The 19,550-nt window shown below is 61.9% G+C and carries 9 protein-coding genes; 4 read left to right on the top strand and 5 right to left on the bottom strand.

The annotated features are described in order from the left end of the window. Nucleotides 1-16 precede the first annotated feature (16 nt). The 4 genes from BLL36_RS20200 to pap form a co-directional block, all read right to left on the bottom strand. Nucleotides 17-577, bottom strand: coding sequence for a fimbrial protein (locus BLL36_RS20200; RefSeq protein WP_076953081.1), 561 nt, complete (start codon nucleotides 575-577; stop codon nucleotides 17-19). Nucleotides 578-627: 50 nt separating this feature from the next. Beyond that, nucleotides 628-1,137 (bottom strand): fimbrial protein, encoded by a 510-nt coding sequence (locus BLL36_RS20195; protein ID WP_076953116.1) that lies wholly within the window; start codon nucleotides 1,135-1,137, stop codon nucleotides 628-630. A gap of 498 nt (nucleotides 1,138-1,635) precedes the next feature. Beyond that, nucleotides 1,636-2,820 (bottom strand): thiolase family protein, encoded by a 1,185-nt coding sequence (locus tag BLL36_RS20190; protein WP_076953080.1) that lies wholly within the window; start codon nucleotides 2,818-2,820, stop codon nucleotides 1,636-1,638. Nucleotides 2,821-2,947: 127 nt separating this feature from the next. After that, the gene (gene pap / locus BLL36_RS20185; RefSeq protein ID WP_076953079.1) at nucleotides 2,948-4,453 is read right to left on the bottom strand and encodes a polyphosphate:AMP phosphotransferase; all 1,506 of its coding nucleotides are present in this window, start codon (nucleotides 4,451-4,453) and stop codon (nucleotides 2,948-2,950) included. A 217-nt stretch (nucleotides 4,454-4,670) separates the two neighbouring features. On the opposite strand from pap, the gene BLL36_RS20180 reads away from it, so the two are divergent. Further along, the gene (locus BLL36_RS20180) at nucleotides 4,671-8,675 is read left to right on the top strand and encodes a hypothetical protein (protein WP_076953078.1); all 4,005 of its coding nucleotides are present in this window, start codon (nucleotides 4,671-4,673) and stop codon (nucleotides 8,673-8,675) included. Between the two features lie 86 nt (nucleotides 8,676-8,761). Beyond that, nucleotides 8,762-10,750: a bifunctional tRNA (5-methylaminomethyl-2-thiouridine)(34)-methyltransferase MnmD/FAD-dependent 5-carboxymethylaminomethyl-2-thiouridine(34) oxidoreductase MnmC gene (gene mnmC, locus BLL36_RS20175; protein ID WP_076953077.1), complete on the top strand. Its 1,989-nt coding sequence runs from the start codon at nucleotides 8,762-8,764 to the stop codon at nucleotides 10,748-10,750. Here the strand turns inward: mnmC and BLL36_RS20170 are convergent, their stop codons facing one another. Further along, entirely contained in the window at nucleotides 10,751-15,586 is a 4,836-nt protein-coding gene (locus tag BLL36_RS20170; RefSeq protein ID WP_076953076.1) for an NEL-type E3 ubiquitin ligase domain-containing protein, read from the bottom strand. Between the two features lie 308 nt (nucleotides 15,587-15,894). Here BLL36_RS20170 and BLL36_RS20165 point away from each other — a divergent pair, with 308 nt between their 5' ends. Both BLL36_RS20165 and ngg read left to right on the top strand, forming a co-directional pair. Next, a complete protein-coding gene (locus BLL36_RS20165) occupies nucleotides 15,895-17,667 on the top strand; it encodes an N-acetylglutaminylglutamine amidotransferase (protein WP_076953075.1) in 1,773 nt (590 codons plus the stop codon). Nucleotides 17,668-17,670: 3 nt separating this feature from the next. Then, nucleotides 17,671-19,416, top strand: a complete 1,746-nt coding sequence (gene ngg / locus BLL36_RS20160) for an N-acetylglutaminylglutamine synthetase (RefSeq protein WP_076953074.1) — start codon at nucleotides 17,671-17,673, stop codon at nucleotides 19,414-19,416. The last annotated feature ends 134 nt before the right edge of the window (nucleotides 19,417-19,550 follow it).

The following is a 19,550-nucleotide window of genomic DNA, read 5'->3' as shown; positions in this document are numbered from 1 at the left end:
AGCCTGTCCATCTTGTTCAAAAGTATTCCAACTTGAACCGCACCGCGGCACTGTGAGCCCCGACCACCAATGGCAAGCCGTTGCCGACCAGGAAAAACCGGTAGTTGAGTGTCATGTCACCTTCCCTCAGCGGGACCGGGGCCATGCGTTGCCCCGGCAGACTTTCCTGGCCGGCGGCGTCGACGATGTGCAGGGCGACCCCCTGCGAGTCGCCAAATACAGCGAAGGAGAGCCCTGCCCTATCGGTGGGGCCTTCGAACGTCACGCGCATATGTTCCCAATCAGGCAGGCTTGCGCCTGGGCGCAACGGGTCCGGGCGGCTCAACGAGCAATTGACCAGACGTAACTGAAAGGGGTGATCTTCTCCCCGCGTGTTGCGCAATAGCCGACCAACCGGTTCGGGCGGCATCTCGATGGTTTGATCGATACTGGTCAGTTCCAGCCCGCAGGCGGAATCCACCACTTCACCTCCCAGCAACACGACCCCATCGCCTTGCGCAGACGCCTGGGCGACCACACAAGGACTGATGAACGTCGTCAATGAAGAAGCGATAGCCAGACGTATGAGTGTTTTCACCTGGATCTCCCATCAGCCTCCCCCGCCACACCGGGTGGCGGGGGCAACCTTTACTGATACGCCAGGGTGAAATTGGTGACCGCGCTGAAGTCGCCGGGAACGATGTCCCCAGTGGCGGCGCCTTGTACGTAGGCACCAAATTCCAGCGTGTTATCGCCCGCGCCGATGATTTGCGGAGTGGTAGGAACGCCCAACTGAACGAGGGCACCGCCATGGGTCATCATGATGCCCAAATTGCCTGCACCGCCGACCGTACCGATAGCACCGGGCACCACCGTGGACGGCGCGCCAGTGAAAGTCGTGGTGACGGTATTGTCAGTGAGGCCGGCCAGGTCGCAGCCTTCCAGCTCAATCAGCACACGTCGAGCCTCCGATTTGCCACCCGCTTGCAGCTGGTGCTTTGCAATCGCGCCCAGGCGAACGGTTTGGTCGACGGAGTCAGGCTTGATAGAGCAGGCACCTGAGTGGACCGACCCGATGAATGTCACCGTTCCATCCGCCGCATGTGCCATTGACATCGAACCCGCCAGCAGACCGACAGACAACAGCACAGTTTTCATTTTGGTTTTCATCTACACATTCCCACTTAACAAGTGTCATTAAGGAGCCTTTCCACCGACAGGCGCAGGGCTGATTAAAAGAGCGGTTTGACCTATACATCGAGGGGGACTTCCTGAAGCGCATTACAACTTTTTGTATTGCATTTCAGGGCCACGCTCAACGCCGGACAAAGTATCCACCTAACACTTTAAGAAGTAAGCCAGATATGTCACTCAATGGCGTAGCCTTTGCGTATCGAGGTCTGCATGAAATTTATGGCTATTTGCCAAAACTTTAAAAACAGCTGAAGGAAGGGGACTACATGAGCATTAGATGCGAATTATTTAGCGCCGGAGACGTCCGTAAGAATAAGGCTACATACCCTTTAAAACAACAAAACTTACAGGAACTTAGCAACTAACTATGTGGCCCGCGAGCCAGTGGCATCCCCGAACGGCAAATGCAAAAAGGGGAGCAAAGCTCCCCCGTAATAGCGCGCTGCAACTGCCAACCAATGCCTAGCGCACGGCTTCAAACAACCCGGTTGCGCCCATCCCACCGCCCACGCACATGGTGACGATGCCATACCGCAGGTTGCGTCGCTGCAACTCACGCACCAGGTGCCCCACCTGCCGCGAGCCGGTCATGCCGAACGGGTGGCCGATGGAGATCGAGCCCCCATTGACGTTGTACCTGGCGTTATCAATCTCCAGGCGATTGCGCGCATACAGGCACTGGGATGCAAACGCCTCGTTGAGTTCCCACAGGTCAATGTCCGCCACCTGCAAGCCCTTGGCCTTGAGCAGCTTGGGCACCGAGAACACCGGGCCGATACCCATTTCGTCCGGTTCGCAGCCGGCCACGGTAAACCCACGGAAGAACGCCTTGGGCTGCAGGCCCAGTTCCAGGGCTTTTTCCAGGCTCATCACCAGGGTCATCGAGGCGCCGTCGGACAATTGAGACGAGTTACCCGCGGTCACCGAGCCGTCTTCGGCGAACACCGGTTTCAAGCCTTGCAGGCTGGCCAGTGTAGTGTCCGGACGGTTGCAGTCATCACGGTCGACCACCCCGTCGAGCACCTGCACTTCGCCGGTGTTCTTGTCCTCGACCCTGTACTTGACCGCCATCGGCACGATTTCATCGCTGAACAGACCGTCAGCCTGCGCCTGGGCCGTTCGCTGCTGGCTTTGCAGTGCATAGAGGTCCTGATCTTCCCGGCTGACATGGTAGCGGCGCGCGACGATCTCGGCCGTCTGCCCCATGGGGAAGTAAATGCCCGGCACCTGCTCTTTGAGCAACGGGTTGATCAGGTGGTCCGTGTTGACGCTTTTCATGGTCAGACTGATGGACTCGACGCCGCCCGCCACAATGATGTCGCTGCAACCCGAGGCAATCTGATTGGCCGCAATCGCAATCGCCTGCAAGCCCGACGAGCAGAAGCGGTTAAGGGTCATGCCTGCCGTGCCCGTGCCCAGTCGCGACAACACGGCCACATTGCGCCCGATGTTGTAGCCCTGGGCGCCTTCGTTGGAACCGGCACCGACGATGCAATCTTCCACCGTCGCCGGGTCGATGCCGTTGCGGCTGAGCAACGCATTGACGCAATGGGCCGCCATGTCATCCGGGCGGGTCTGGTTGAACTTGCCGCGAAAGGACTTGGCCAGGCCGGTTCGCACGCTGTCGACGATCACTACTTCACGCATGGGCTACCTCGATCTTGTTGTAGTTGGGAGATGGATCGAGGATAGATCCAGCTCTGTCCAACCGCGACGATCATTCACCCCGTCTATACAAAAGCATGGCTGCGAACAAAAGCCTGTTCGGCAGGGATTATTTCTTTTTCTTCTTATCGGACTTGGCGAATGCCTCCTCCAGCGCAACGTTGATCGTGCGCAGCACCTTGACCCGCGCCCAGCGTTTGTCATTGGCTTCCACCAAGGTCCAGGGCGCCACTTCGGTGCTGGTGCGGTCAACCATATCGCCCACCGCCGTGCGGTAAACATCCCATTTATCGCGGTTGCGCCAGTCGTCTTCGGTGATCTTGAAGCGCTTGAACGGGATTTCCTCGCGGGCCTGGAAGCGTTCCAGTTGGGTCTGCTTGTCGATGGCCAGCCAGAACTTGACCACGATCACGCCCGCGTCGCGCAGTTGCTCTTCGAAGTCGTTGATCTCACCGTAGGCGCGCATCCAATCGGCCGTCGTGCAAAACCCTTCAATGCGCTCCACCAGCACGCGGCCGTACCATGAACGATCAAATACGGTGAATTTGCCCCGCGCCGGGATTTTCTGCCAGAACCGCCACAGGTAGGGCTGGGCACGCTCGTCTTCGGTGGGCGCGGCAATCGGCACGATATGGTACTGGCGCGGGTCCAGCGCGGCGGCGACGCGCCGGATCGCCCCGCCTTTACCCGCCGCATCGTTGCCTTCAAACACCGTGACCAGCGCGTGCTTGCGCATGCGCTTGTCGCGCATCAGGCCGGAGAAACGGGCCTGTTCGGTAATCAGCTGTTCTTCGTAATCGTCCTTGTCCAAGCGCAGCGTCATGTCGAGGCTGTCGAGCAGGCTCATCTGGTCCACCGCCGAGGGCAAGGGCGCCGGGTTCATGCCACTGGCCTTGAGCTTGGGCTGCTTCAAGGCGCTCTGCAGGCCCTCCAGCAGGATCTTGCCCACGGTCAGCCCGCGGTAATGCGCATCGACGCCCTCGATCACATGCCACGGCGCATAGTCGCGGCTGGTACGGCGCAACACGCGCTCGCCGAAATGCACGAACTTGTCGTAGGTCGCGGACTGCTGCCAGTCCAGCGGGCTGATGCGCCAGCTGTGCAACGGGTCGTCGGCCAGCGCCTTGAGCCGCGCCTTCATCTGCTTCTTGGACAGGTGGAACCAGAACTTGAAGATCAGCGCGCCTTCATCGCAGAGCATCTTTTCCAGGCGCTCGGCGCCGGCAATGGCCTGGTCCAGGCGCGCATCCTTGATCTGCCCGTGCACCCGGCCTTGCAGCATCTGGCTGTACCAGTTGCCGAAGAAAATCCCCATGCGCCCCTTGGCGGGCAGTTGGCGCCAGTAGCGCCAGGCCGGTGGCCGCGCCAGCTCTTCGTCGGTCTGCTGGTCGAAGGTGCGCACCTCGATCAGACGCGGGTCCATCCATTCATTGAGCAGCTTGACCGTCTCGCCCTTGCCGGCGCCTTCGATGCCATTGATCAGGATGATCACCGGGAAGCGCTTCTGCTGCTGCAGCTCGTACTGCACTTCCAGAAGCGCTTCACGCAGGGCCGGCACTTCGGCGTCGTAGGTGTCTTTGTCGATGGCGTGACCGATTTCGGCGGATTCGAACATGGGCAGCTCCGTGTGTGGGTGGACCAAGACTAGCGGATCGAGGCGTGCGTTGCGCTTGATCCACGACATTAGGTTAACACTGCGTTCACACGCTCTAATATTTCCCGCTGGAAAGCGACGGAACTCACGACACACGTCTCCACACTCAACGGGAGGCGTGCGATACGCGCCACCAAGGAAGAAGACTTTTCCGTCACCTCAGTCCAGGTAGGTCATCATGCTCTCCGTCAATACGCAGCGAACTGCTACCTTCGATTTCCAGGTTCCAACCCAGCCAGACAGCCAGCCGCCACACCCGACCACCCACGCGGTCGAGCCCCACGTCCCGCTGGCGGCAAGCTCGCTGCGGCGAACCCGCGAGGCCTCCGGGCCACGCACGGAGGCTGCCACGGCAGACGCGCCCGCACTCGGCAACTTCAGTGGGGCATTGTCCTGGCCACTGCCCTTGACGGTTGAAAGCCAGCGCGAAATTGCCGACGTCGTCGCGTGTAACAGTGCGCATCTGCCGGGCCTGCCGCTGGCCGACAGCCGCCAAGGCGCCCTGGGCTATCTGCTGGGTGATCCGTCAATGTCGGATATTGACCTGCATAACCCCGCCACTGTTCTGCAGCAACTTGCGCGAACGCCCAGGTGGACGGCATTGGGCAATGCCCTACAAACGCAACTCAACGGTATTCCCACCCAGACCAGCGTCAATGACTACGTGTTGGCAGCCATCGGTATTGGCCTGGACCTGGAGTCGCTCGATCACCCTGCAAGAAACACCGTCGCCGGTTTCGACCTGGCGGGCCAGGCGCACTGGGGCCAGTCCCCCTCCACCGTCGTCGCCGCCCTGGAGCGCCACTTGATCGCTCAAGGCAAAACCACCGCCGACAGCGCAAAGCTGGGCGCCCATCTGTTGCTGGCACGGGTAGCCCCGGAGTATCTGGTCAAGGCTATTCCTGCGACGGTGGTCTATGGCAGCGCCGCGTGGGCGACCTTTACCCTCGCGGTGGCCCAGCTTGAAAGCGATGCACCCGGCAGCACAGCAAGCATGAGCTTTGCGCAAGTCATGGCGAAAACGGAAGGTCGTTCCCAGGCGCCTTACGCAGATGCGCTGGGAGCGGCACTGGTCGATTGGGCAGTGGTCAATGGGGTGGTTGAAAAGCACGCAGACGATACCTATGCACCCGCTCAGATCGAAACCATCAGGCAAGCGTTCAACCAGCAACGCGATGAACGCCTGCAAGCCTCAAGGGCACTGGACAGCCCCCTGCCCAGTCGCAAGGAAATAGCGCTGGCGGCACTCAAAGAGCGTTTTGGGGACCAGCCCTACTTTGAGGAAAAATGCCTGAAGGCCAAGCCGACCCCAAGGAAGAGCCGTTTATATACCGGAACCTATTCAATGCTGGATCTGGTCATGGCCGGCATTGAAAAGCTCGAAACCTGGACAACCAAAGACCCACGCATTCCCATCCAGGGTTTTAACACCGGCGCTGGATTCACCGCCAAGGCAGCATTTGAGAGTAAGTTCGACAGCGTCATCGGCGAACACAAAAAAGCTCACCACACCCTGGTCAAGCACCTGATTGCCCAACTGCCGCTGGAAGACCGGAAAAACCTTGAGCAGGGAAAGCTCACGTTCTTCCGGCAAAACACCTACAAGATCGGCATGGATATTATTCCGTCGACCACGCTTGTCGACAAAGGCAACACACTGACGCTGAAACTTGAGCGATCGATCGACAACACCTCTAAAGTCGAGCTGTATGAAATCGACATCACCCACGGCGTTATTCGCAAACGCAACGATTATCCCCACCTGGCAACGCCTTCCACCAAGTCGGTGGCCAATAAAGATTACGTCATCGAAACGTTCAAGCCGAATGAAGACAAACAGTCGCATTTGCGCGACGAACGCCCCTCGCCCCAGTCCATACCCCAAAGCTTTACCAGCCCCCGAACCGACTACATCGCCAACGCCGTCGTTGAAGCCATGGATCTTGACTCGGCAAACGTCGTGAACGCTGCGCGCGGTAGCACGACCATTGACCAGGAACGCGCTTCACGGGAGGCCGTACATGACTTTCTGCTCAACCTTGTGCCGCTGCGGTCCGCGATTGTCAATTTCCGCGAGGGCAATACTGGCCAGGGCGTTTACGACCTGGTGGTGGATGTGTTTGGCTTTCTGACGGCAGGGCTGGGCGTTGCCGGAAAGCTCGGCAAGGTGGTGAGCGCAACGACCACTGCAGGCACCAAAGCGCTACAGGCCGCAAAGATCCTCGGGGCCACAGCCATCGGCACGATCAACCCGTTGGGAGGCGTAGGTGACCTGGCCGTAGGTGTCGGGAAGCTGATCACCAAAGGCGCGCGCGCCGCACTACACGGAGTTCGCAAGCTTGCGGGCCAGGCCGGGCAGTATGATTTGCTCCAGGCCAATGCAAAACAATCGCTTGCAACGGGCATCTTTACGGTTGCCGGTCAACCCGTCGAAGGTGCCGCCGTGCTGCACAAAGGCAGGTGGCATGCCTTCGATACCGTCACCCAATCGGCTTATGGCCCGCCCCGGGATAACTTCCGCGCCAGTGCCCGTTCCTTGCAGCACAGCGCATTTGGCGGAACCGATTTCAAGGTCCTGGAAACCACCCTTGGCGAACGACCGCTGGTACTGCACCGCAACGGTTTAAGCGACGTGCTCATTGGCGACCAAGTCTTTCGGCATGACCGCAAACACCCAAGCCTTCTATACGACCTCGCGACTCACCCGCAACGTAATGGCGAGGATCTGGTCGCTGTCTGCAGCCCTCCCACGGGCGGGGCTAGAGTAAAGCGCGGCCTGTCCAACCTCTGTTTTGCCAAAGACATCGCCCAGACCGGAACGCGTGAATTCAAGCGCGCCCAAGCCATTGAACACAAACGTTTCCAGCCCTACCCCAACCGCGACGGCGCCACGCTGCTCAGTCACAACCGGCGCTATTATCGGGCCGATAACCCACCGGCAGGTCAAGCGCTGCGACTTGAAACGGCGGGCACCCCCATCGCCTATAAAACTCAGGTAAACGGTCAATTGCTTGACGACCCCTCTTTCGGCTTGCCCAATAAAGAAGTGGATCCGGTACTCGACGCCCACACCCGTGTAATCAGGCTTGAAGCCATCGATGACCAGGCCAACGTTCAACGCGATGTGCGAGCGATAGTGATCGAGCCCAAGCACAACAACCCGGGCCATAAAAAGTACCTGGTGGCCGAAGCCGATACCGGGGTTTTCTACAAGGCTGAACTGGGCCAGGCCAAGGATCTGACGTTTAGTAAAATCGATTCGCTGGGCCAGGATGGGCTGGGGCTCGAACTCATTCTCACGCACAACCTGCACGTCGAAGACGCCTTGAGGGCCGCGCAGTTGCCGATCGATAAGGATCTGGTGGCGCTACCTCCCCTGAACACGATATTTACCAACCTGCGCGAAAAATATCAGTACCGGGCCAAACACATGGCGGCGCTGCAGGAAAAGATGGACAAGCTGCCAGACGAGAAAAAACGCGAGTTCGCGCTGGGCGTCTGGAACAAAGGTGAGGGCCGCCCCGTAGAGATAGCGGCGCAGGAGGTCAAGATCAGACCCTTGGTCAAACCCGCCGATTTCGATCAGTTCCTGAAGCAAAACAAAAATCGGTTTTATGCGCAAGCGGCGAAAAAGGAAGTGGATAAACAGTTCCAGGCCACCGGGATCGGCCCGGCGAACCAGCGCGTGCCCGACAACCCTGGGGACGTAACCCGACAAAAAATCGCTCGCGAGGTCGTGATCTGGGAATACGACAAGATTGGCGCGCCCAATTATGCCGACATCGTTCTCAAGACCGGCGCAGGCAACTGCGATCAGATGGCGAGGGCGGCTGCGGAGATCATCAAGGAAAGCGGCGGCGATGCAAGCGTTTGGGCGATGTCAGGGCATGTGTTCACATTGGTCGGGGCACCAACCGGGGTCAACGCCAGAACGGTCGACTTCCGCGAGCCGAAATGGGCAAATGCCTGGATCGTCGATCCATGGGCGCAAATCGAATGCAAGGCCAGTGAGTACGTAAGTCGACTCAAGCAGAAAATGGACGAGTGGAGTCGGGCCGGCAAAGAGCTGCTCGTCGTCAATCCCGCAGTCGCCGGCGCGGGCCCCGAGTGGACCCGTCCCAACGAACCCTTCTGGCTCGACATGCTGGTCAAGGAGGAAAAGGAGTGGTTGTATAAAGCCTAGGGTCAAAGCGTGCCGCAGGTCAGGCAACGGCGGACCAATAGGCTAGAATGGCCGCCTTGCCTTTGCCTGCTTTTGATGAGCCCTCCATGAACCCCATCACCCACGCCCAGCTTGACTGGGATGACCAAGGCCGCCCGCACTCGCGGGTGTTCGACGATGTGTATTTTTCCGACCAGTCGGGCCTTGAAGAAACCCGTTATGTGTTCCTTGAACAAAACCGTTTGCAGGCGCGCTTTGCCGCTTTGCCGGCGGGCGGGCGGTTGGTGATCGGCGAAACGGGGTTCGGCACCGGGTTGAATTTCCTGTGCGCCTGGCAACTGTTCGAACGGCACGCCGTGGCCGGCGCGCGGCTGCATTTTGTCAGCGTGGAAAAGTACCCGCTGAGCCACGCCGATCTGCAACGCGCCCTCGCCCTCTGGCCCGAGCTGCACCCTTTCGCCGAGCAATTGCTGGCGCAGTACATCGCCATCCACCCTGGCTTCCAGCGCCTGGTGCTGGATAACGGCCGCGTAACCTTGACCCTGATGATCGGCGACGCCCTGGAACAATTGCCGCAACTGGATGCGCAGATCGATGCGTGGTTCCTCGACGGTTTCGCCCCGGCAAAAAACCCCGACATGTGGACCGCGCAACTTTTTGCCGAACTGGCGCGCCTGGCGGCACCCGGCTCGACCATCAGCACTTTTACCAGCACCGGCTGGGTGCGGCGGCTGATCAACGCCGCCGGGTTCAAGATGAAACGCACGCCGGGGATCGGGCACAAGTGGGAAATCCTGCGCGGCGAGTTTCTCGGCTGGCCTGATCAGACACCACCACCGCCCGCCGCCAAACCCTGGTTCGCCCGGCCTCCGGCCCTTGAAGGCGAGCGCCACGCCATGGTCATCGGCGCCGGCCTGGCGGGTTGCGCCACCGCCGCCAGCCTCGCGGCCCGAGGCTGGCGCGTCAGCCTGCTGGAACGTCACGCGGCCCTGGCGCAGGAGGCGTCGGGCAACCCGCAAGGCGTGCTCTATCTCAAGCTTTCCGCCCATGGTACGGCCCTGTCCCAACTGATCCTCAGCGGCTTCGGCCACACCCGGCGCCTGCTGGAACATTTGCACCGGGGTGTCGACTGGGACGGCTGCGGCGTACTGCAACTGGCGTTCGACGCCAAGGAAGCCGAGCGCCAGGCGCAATTGACCCAGGCGTTCGCGCCGCAATTGCTGCACCTGCTAGATCGCGATCAGGCTCAACAAAGAGCCGGCATCGAACTGGCCCAGGGCGGTCTGTTTTTTCCTGAAGGCGGCTGGGTGCATCCTCCCGCGCTGTGCGCCTGGCAGGCTGCCCATCCGCTGATCGACGTGCTGCCCCACCATAATGTGCTGCAGTTGCATCGCGACGGCCACCAATGGCAGGCCCGCGACGGCGACAACGTGTTGGCCAGCGCTTCGGTGGTGGTGCTCGCCGGCGCCGCCGAGATCAAGGGTTTCCCGCTCAGCGCCGAGTTGCCCCTCAAGCGTATTCGCGGGCAAATCACCCGGCTGCCGCAAACGCCGGCCAGCCACGCGTTGGCCACCGTCGTATGCGCCGAAGGCTACGTCGCCCCCGCGCGCCTGGGTGAACACACCCTGGGGGCGAGCTTTAATTTCAGCAGCGATGACCTTGTGCCCAGCGTCACCGAACATGTCGGCAACCTGCAGATGCTGCGGGATATCTCGCAGGATCTGGCCCAGCGCCTGGCTGCCGACCAACTGCCGCCCGAGCAGCTGCAAGGCCGCGCCGCCTTTCGCTGCACCAGCCCCGATTACCTGCCCATCGTCGGGCCGCTGGCCGAGAGCGAGGCGTTCAAACGCGCCTACGCGGTCTTGAGCAAGGACGCCCGACACGTCCCGGACACGCCCTGCCCCTGGCTGGACGGGCTGTACATCAACAGCGGCCACGGCTCGCGCGGGCTGATCACCGCGCCGTTGTGCGGCGAGCTGATCGCCGCCTGGCTCGATAATGAACCCTTGCCCCTGCCCACAAATGTGGCCCAAGCCTGCCACCCGAACCGCTTTGCCGTGCGCGGTTTGATTCGGAGCAAGCCCGGCAAAGCCTGATCAGGGGATGCTGCCGGCGCACACCTGCGACTCCTCCCCCCGGATGGCTTCCAGGGTCAGGCGTTGGATCTCGGCTTTCTCCAGCGACTGCTGCTCGGCCCGAATCTCGTTGACCCGCTCAAAATAGGTCGCGTCATCCAACTCCAGGCGTTGCTCGAAGACCTCGAGCATGCGCTGCACAAACGGCTCGTTCAGCGCCTCGAAACGCTGCGCGAATGTGCGCTGCAGATAGTCCTTCCAGAACGGCAAGTCTTGTATGAACGTCATCAATTGCGACGATAACTCGGCAAGCTTGACCTCGCCCTCGGCGCTGTCCAGAGCGGCTTGCGTGACTCCGCCCAGGCGGGCAAAACGCATGTGTTGCGGCTGACCGGGCAAGTAGAACCGGTTCACCAGCCCGGTTCGGAACGCCAGGCTGACTTCAAGCGGATCGCTGGTCGGATGCGCACTGCTGTGCTGGCCGGCAATCCGTTCCAGGCGATCGAGGCGAAACAAGCCCCTTGCCAGCTTCAACAAGGGGCGCGCGGTAATACGCCCGTTTGCCAGCAAGCGCCTGGCCTCGCTGATTTCCGTCAATATCTCCAGGCTGCTGAAATTGACGGCGGCGGCGTCGTCGCAGTTCAGTGGCGTGGCCGCCCGGTCGAAGATTTCTTCGCGCAATTCGGCGTCGCCCGCCGCCGCGTCCAACACGCGCCAGATCCGCCGCTGCAGGTCTTCGCGCACATGGTGCGCATCGGCGGTTGCGCCCATGTCGGCAAGCAGCTTGAAAAAGCCGTCGGAACGTGGCGCGTTTTTCAGCCCGGTCCACACCAGGTCCTTTTCGGCAAAATCGGCCATGCGCTCCTCCACCATCCACAGTTCGCGGGCTTTCTGTTCGGTCAGACGGGCAATATCGTCCTGCACGAAGCCAAGGCCCAGGCCCGTGCGTCGGCGCAGGCCGCGCACGTCCGCTTCGCTGGTGGGCGACAACGGGTTATGACGCAGATTGAACGCCTGGGCGAGGCTGCGGGGCAGCTCCGGCAGCCAAGCCGGCAATGTGGTGATGTCGTTCTGGCGCAGGTCCACATGTTCCAGGTACGGCAAGCGATGCACCCCGGCGGGGAACTCCTTGAGCTGACAGTTACGCAGGACCAAGACACGCAACTCGAATTGGTGGCTGACATCCGGTGCGATGAGCAGCGGGTTACTCGCCATGCTCAGGGTTTTCAACCCGCGCAGGCCGGCCAGTTTTTTGCGCGTCTGTTCGGTCAGCAATACGCGGTTGCCCGCCAGGTACAGATGCTCGAGCTGAGGCATCATTGACAGGACTTCGGGCACGCGGGAGAGCCGGTTACCGGTGAGCTCAAGGATGTGCAGCCCCTTGAAGTGCTTGAGAAAGTACGCCACGTCGTCGTTCAGGTCCATGTCGCGCAAGGACAGGTGCCGCACGTGGTCAAAGCGCACCTCGGGCGGCAAGGTGGGCAAGGCGCCCAGGAGGATGCCGTCCAGCGCCAGGCCTGGTGCTTCCATGAGTTGCGCGCTCCTGATGGCATCGAGCCCACGCCAACTGCGCTCAATGGCCTGCGCCGCCTGATGCCGGCTCAACCGGAAATCCCACAACGGCTCAGCCTGTGCGTTGTGTCCAGAGGTGTCGCTGCGCCAGCGCTTGAGCGTGCCTTGCAGGATCTTGAATTGCTGCTCCAGCGCTTCGACGGCATGGGCCCGGCTCAGGTGATCGTCACCGCAGCCGCGCAGCAGGTCGGCAACCTGATGCTCGGAGAGCGCGGGGTAGAGTTTTTTTATTTTGCGCACCAGGGCTGGGGCGAACTCGGACGGCGGGCGCACCTGCGCGAGAGCACAGGCCTCAGGGGCTTGTTCGGCGAAGGCGCGCTCGGGCCACAGGTAGCCAGAGGCGTGCGAGCGCTCAGTCTTGGCGCGGAAGGCCAATTGACCGCGCAAGCGTTCCGCCGGTTCTTCACCCACCAAATTCAAGGTGCGGCGTTGCGCCTGCGGGAGGCTGTCCACCACAGCCTGGTACAACCCCATCGGCCCTGGCACGGGCGTATTCAGGCCCTTGCCCTGCTCATCGAAAGCTTGAAAACCCGTGCCGCTGCGCACGAGGGTGCGACGTACCGGCGCCGAGGCCGGCCCGGTCTGATACAGCAACTCGCCCTCCACGCCGCCCTGGCGCACTTGCAGCAACAGGTCTTGCGGCCAGCCCTCCAAGCGCTCAAGCATGCCGATCGCTACGCGGTGGGTTGCAGCGTCTGCCAGTGGCGGCCAATGCAAACCCATCAAGGCTCGATCGCCAGCCCGCAGGTCCATGGCTTCGCGCGAGCGCTCGGCGAGCGGCAACGGCACCCGACCGGTCTTGCGCATATACCGTCGTTCCACGGTGGGCGTGCCGACCAGCAGTTCCTGGGCGATTCGCCTCGGCATTCCGGGAAAACGCGCGCACAACGTCACAAGATCGCCGCTTGGCGCGCCGTTGTAGCGCTCATACAGCGCGTGCGAGACTTCGCGGTGGTTGGCCCTGAGCGCCGTCAGCAACCGCTGCCTGAGCAACGGTTGCGCCTGTTCAAGTTCGACGGCTTGCCCGAGCAGGGTTTCACGCTGCCCAGCCGTCAAGGCCTGGAGCAAGGTCGGCATCACTTGCCCGTTCATCAGTTGCTGCTGGCTGATGTGGATACTCAGGTCGGAATAATCGAAAGGCGCCAGCTCGGGATAGGTTTCAAGCCGTTTACCTTCGCTGTCGAGCAATTCAAAAAAACGGCCCGAGGGCCAGCCCTCGATCAAAGGCAAGGCCAGCATCTGGGCACGGGCCGTCCGCGCGGCTGGAACCTCCCCGCGCTCAAGCACGCCGACCAGTTCATCGACCTTGCGATAGTGGCGGTAGAGCGCTACGCAATCCTGCAAGCGCTCCGCCAGGCGCTGATGTTCTTGCGCCAACCGCTGCAGGTGGTCCACCGACTGTTCAGTGATCGCCGCCAGGCTGTCCAAGGCTTCGCCGGGCAGTTCCCGCAGTTCGGGGTTAATGCGCAACAGGTTGTAACGCGCCTCCCGCCATTCTCCCCGGCGCTCGAAGACGTGCTGCCACCCGCCCTGGAAGTTGTGCCGCAGCGGTGGGCGGTAGGCCCCCGAGCGTTTGGGATGGTGAACCCGCCAGTGGCCAGAATCGGCGTGGTACTCAACGTGGTAGACCTCATCGTCGATCTTCACATATGACTCGCCTTCAGCCTGATGCATGCCACTGGCATCGGCCAGCCACGGTGCCGGCAATGCGTCAGTGTGGCGATACGCAGCCAGGCGCGGGCGCCACAAGCGCGGCCGGTGATCGGGCAGCGCAACGCTCTCGACGTTGTCAAAAAAGGGCGCCGAGCTTGCCAGCGTGCGCTGGATCGAGCCCGCCACGCGCGCTCCGGCGCTGAACAACAGCATGCCTGCGATGTTTTCTGCGACGCCGACCAAGTGTTTGAGCGCCTCGGCGTGGTCATGGTGGGTCCAATCCTCGACGCCCTCAAAGACTTCGCCGAGCAGCTGTCCAACGGCCACGCCGAGCATCAGCTCCCCCAGTACGGGCACCACGAGCGCGGCGATGTTGAGCACGTCGAGCCCGGCGTTGAGGTAATCGAACAGCCGTTGCTCGCGCGCTTCTTCGTCCACGTCCGCGACCGGCACGGCCAGGACCTGCGCGTCCAGCTGGATTTTGCCAACGCACGCCCTGAAAAAAAAATCACCGAAATTACTGGCCACCGGCTGTGGCTTGATAACCCACACGGTGTGGTCTTGATCAAAACGCCGAAAAAAATCGAGCCGCTCGGCTTCATCGAGATAACTCGTGAAAAACTCCCGATAGGACGGCACCTGCAATTTCAGCGTCAGGTAGTGCTTGAAGTCGTCTATCGAGGGGTACTCATACCACGCCCGCACGGGCTCGTTGGGCATATAGACCGTGACCGCGCCGCTCGGCAGCTCGCCAGGTTCAGCGTCGCCGAACATCAGCACGCTCCATAGGCACGCGCTGTCGATATTTACGCCTTGCCAGATCAGGCGTTGCCCCTCTGGCGCCATGGCGCGCACTTGATCAGCAGGCTTGTCGGCCTTGATCAAGCGCAGCAGCCAGTCGTGGTTTGCCTCGCTGATATGCCGCTTGGCCAAGGCAATGTGCAGCTCGATCTGCATGGCGCTGATTTTGCCCAGCCCAACCCCCAGCGCCGCCTCGTTGTAGTCCAGCGACAGAGGCGTCTCGCCCGGCTCCGGCAGGTCGAACACCTCGCGGAGGTGTGCCTGGTAGGCGCTGCCCAGGTCCAATGCGCGGCAATGGCGCACGAACTCGGCGGCGCTCAGCCCAGGGATCACGCGTTGTTCAACGGCAGTGCGCAGCACCGAGCCTTCGGGCAGGCCGTCCACCTCGGCCTCGGCAGCGGAAAAATTCAGCATGGCCGCCCTGACCAGGCTGCGGCGTTCAAATGCGGCGGTCTCAATTAACACGCCGGTGAGATAGGGGGCGAAATTGACCGTTTCGCGCCTTGGCATTTCCAGATAGTCACATTCCACGTCCAACGTGGTGTGGCCCTGTCCTGCAAGGTAACGGGTCAACGCCTCGGTGCAGAACTGATCCAGTGGCTGCAAGCTGTTCATATAGTATTCAAGGTGTTCGCGGGCGCTGAGGCTTTCGGCGTGCGCCTGCAGCAGGTAACTCAAGGCCGGGGGTTTGGCCTCGATCAGCCAGTGCGGCAGCGTGGCATGCAGGGTCCGGGCCTTTTCCAGATCACCGGTCATCTCCAGCATCGCCGCGTCCAGCTCAGTTTCCGTCACGGGCGTGAAGAGGTCATATAAATTGCGCTCATTGCTCATCGCAGCAGTCCTTGGTGCAGTCAGTGGGGACTGACCACGATAGGCCTGCGCGGCGCAAAAACAGATTCAAATAGCCGCTCGTTCCAGGGGCTGAAACCCACGAATTTCGCCGCTGAAAAACACCTGGATACCGCCGCTTCGCTGCACGCCGCGCCGCGTCGGTGGCCGCGCAACACCGCAAATGGCTATGCGCCTTATAACTTATCGATCTAAAACTCCGCGAATAGGCGTGGGTCAGTTTCTGGGTACGCGCCCTTTTGGCGCATTAAGTCACCACTCTCCCCAACGGAAAAACCGGTAAGGAATTTATGTGCGGATTAGCTGGAGAATTACGTTTCGATGCCCAACCTGCCGACCTGGCGGCCATTGAGCGCATCACCCATCACCTGGCCCCTCGTGGGCCCGACGCCTGGGGCTTCCACGCCCAAGGGCCGATTGCCCTGGGCCATCGACGCCTGAAAATCATGGACCTGTCGGATGGCTCGGCCCAGCCGATGATCGATGCGCAGCTGGGCCTTTCCCTGGCCTTCAACGGCGCGATCTACAACTTCCCGGAATTGCGCCAAGAGCTGGAAGCCCTGGGCTACGCTTTCTATTCCGGCGGCGACACCGAAGTGCTGCTCAAGGGCTACCACGCCTGGGGCGAAGCGCTGCTGCCCAAGCTTAACGGCATGTTTGCCTTTGCCATCTGGGAGCGTGACGCCCAGCGCCTGTTCATCGCGCGTGACCGCCTGGGCGTGAAACCGCTGTACCTGTCGCGCACCGGCCAGCGTCTGCGCTTCGCCTCGGCGCTGCCGGCGCTGCTCAAAGGTGGCGATATCAACCCGATCCTCGACCCGGTGGCGCTCAACCACTACCTGAACTTCCATGCGGTGGTGCCCGCGCCGCGCACCTTGCTGGCAGGCATCGAAAAGCTGCCGCCGGCGAGCTGGATGCGCATTGAGGCCAACGGCAAGACCGAGCAGAAAACCTGGTGGACCCTGCCTTACGGTCCCCATGAAGATGAAAAAAACCTGAGCCTGGAAGACTGGACCGACCGCGTCCTCGACAGCACCCGCGAAGCCGTGGCCATCCGCCAACGCGCCGCCGTGGACGTCGGTGTGCTGCTGTCCGGCGGTGTCGATTCGAGCATGCTCGTCGGCCTGCTGCGCGAAGTCGGCGTGGAGGATCTGTCGACCTTTTCCATCGGTTTTGAAGACGCTGGCGGCGAACGTGGCGACGAATTCCAGTACTCCGACCTGATCGCCAAGCACTACGGCACCCGTCACCATCAACTGCGCATCGCCGAAAGCGAGATCATCGAGCAACTGCCGGCCGCGTTCCGTGCCATGAGCGAGCCGATGGTCAGCCACGACTGCATCGCCTTCTACCTGCTGTCGCGGGAAGTGGCCAAGCATTGCAAGGTGGTACAGAGCGGCCAGGGCGCCGACGAACTGTTCGCCGGCTACCACTGGTACCCGCAGGTGGACGGCGCGAGCGATCCCTACGCCGCCTACCGCGATGCGTTCTTTGATCGCAGCTATGACGACTACGCCGCCACGGTCGCGCCGAAATGGCTGACGGCCAACGACGCCGCCGGTGACTTCGTGCGCGAGCATTTCGCCATGCCGGGCGCGGAGGCCGCGGTAGACAAGGCCTTGCGCCTGGACAGCACGGTGATGCTGGTGGACGACCCGGTCAAGCGCGTCGACAACATGACCATGGCCTGGGGCCTGGAAGCGCGTACGCCGTTCCTGGACTACCGCCTGGTGGAGCTGTCGGCCCGTGTGCCGGGCAAGTTCAAGCTGCCCGACGGTGGCAAGCAGGTGTTTAAAGAGGCCGCGCGCCGGGTGATTCCGAGTGAAGTCATCGACCGCAAGAAAGGCTATTTCCCGGTGCCCGGCCTCAAGCATCTGCAAGGCGACACCTTGAGTTGGGTACGTGAGCTGTTGCTGGACCCGAGCCAGGATCGCGGCCTGTTCAATGCCAGCGCGCTCGACCGCCTGCTCACCGACCCACATGGCCAACTGACCCCATTGCGCGGCTCCAAGCTCTGGCAGTTGGCAGCGCTGAACCTGTGGCTCAGCGAACAAGGAATCTGATTGATGAAACCCCACTCAGCGGCCTACAGCCAACGCTTGCTCAAGGGCCAGGCGCCCACCTACGAACGCCTGCAAGCGCGACTGGCCGAAGATGGCAGCCCACTGGCCGCCGACCCGATCGCGGTGCATTGCGGCTGGGGCCGCCTGTTGATCGGCCATACCTTTCCCGAGCCCGCGAGCCTGGCCCAGGAGTTACTCAACGAGCGCCCCGGCGAACGTGATATCGCGCTGTACGTGGCCGCGCCCCAGCAGATCCTCGGGATCGATCCCCAGCAGTTGTTTCTCGACCCCTCGGACACCTTGCGCCTGTGGTTCAGCGACTACCGCCCGGCGACCCGGGTGTTTCGCGGTTTCCGTATTCGCCGCGTACAGTCCGAAGCCGACTGGGCAGCGGTGAACCGCCTCTATCAGGGGCGCGGCATGTTGCCGGTTGACCCTGAGCGCCTCACTCCCCGGCATCAAGGTGGCCCGGTGTACTGGCTGGCCGAAGACGAAGACAGCGGCGCGGTGATTGGCAGCGTCATGGGCCTCAATCACCAAAAGGCGTTTCACGACCCGGAGCACGGTTGCAGCCTGTGGTGCCTGGCGGTCGACCCGCAGTGCACCCGCCCCGGTGTCGGCGAAGTGCTGGTGCGCCATCTGGTGGAACACTTCATGAGCCGTGGTCTGAGTTACCTGGACTTGTCGGTGCTGCACGATAACCGCCAGGCCAAGAACCTCTATGCCAAGCTGGGTTTTCGCGCGCTGACCACCTTTGCGATCAAGCGCAAGAACGGCATCAACCAGCCGCTGTTCCTCGGGCCCGGGCCCCAGGCGGGGCTCAACCCGTATGCACGGATCATTGTCGAGGAAGCCCATCGACGCGGGATTGACGTGCACGTGGACGACGCCGACGCGGGCCTGTTCACCCTCAGCCATGGCGGGCGTCGCGTGCGTTGCCGCGAATCCTTGAGCGACCTGACCAGCGCCATCAGCATGACCTTGTGCCAGGACAAGAGCCTGACGCATAAGGTATTGAAGGCGGCCGGCTTGAAACTGCCGTCGCAGCAATTGGCGGGTAGCCCCGATGACAACCTGGAGTTCCTCGACGAGCACCAGCGCATCGTGGTCAAGCCGCTGGATGGCGAGCAAGGCCAGGGCGTCGCGGTGGATTTGCAGAGCATCGAAGAGGTGCAACAGGCAATTGATATGGCACGGCAGTTCGACAGCCGCGTGCTGCTGGAAAGTTTTCACGAAGGCCTGGACCTGCGCATCCTGGTGATCGGTTTTGAAGTGGTCGCCGCCGCGATTCGCCGCCCCGCCGAAGTGACGGGCGACGGTCAGCATTCCATCGGTGCCTTGATCGAGGCCCAGAGCCGCCGGCGTCAGGCCGCCACCGACGGTGAGAGCAAAATCCCCCTGGATGGCGAGACCGAACGCACCCTCAAAGCCGCCGGTTACGACTACAGCAGCATCCTCCCGCGTGGCCAGACCCTGGCCGTGCGCCGCACCGCCAACCTGCACACCGGTGGTTGCCTGGAGGACGTCACTGCGATCCTGCACCCGACGCTGGTGGACGCCGCCGTCCGCGCTGCCCGCGCCCTGGACATCCCCATGGTGGGCCTGGACCTGCTGGTGCCGGCCGCCGACCAACCCAAGTACGTGTTCATCGAAGCCAACGAACGGGCCGGCCTGGCCAACCATGAACCGCAGCCCACTGCGGAGCGGTTCGTGGATTTGTTGTTTCCCCACAGTCAACCGACGGCTTGAGAAATAGGCTGCCCGCGCCGCCGCCATCGCGGGCAAGCCCGGCTCCCACAGTTTGAACGCATTCCAATGTGGGAGTCGGGCTTGCCCGCGATGGGGCCCTTGAGGGCGCCATATCCTTACAAGCAATCAGGAGT

Source organism: Pseudomonas cedrina subsp. cedrina (assembly GCF_001983175.1).
Taxonomy (GTDB): Bacteria; Pseudomonadota; Gammaproteobacteria; order Pseudomonadales; family Pseudomonadaceae; genus Aquipseudomonas; species Aquipseudomonas cedrina.
The sequence above is the reverse complement of the archived record's forward strand: the minus strand, read 5'-3'. Positions and strand labels throughout refer to the sequence as shown.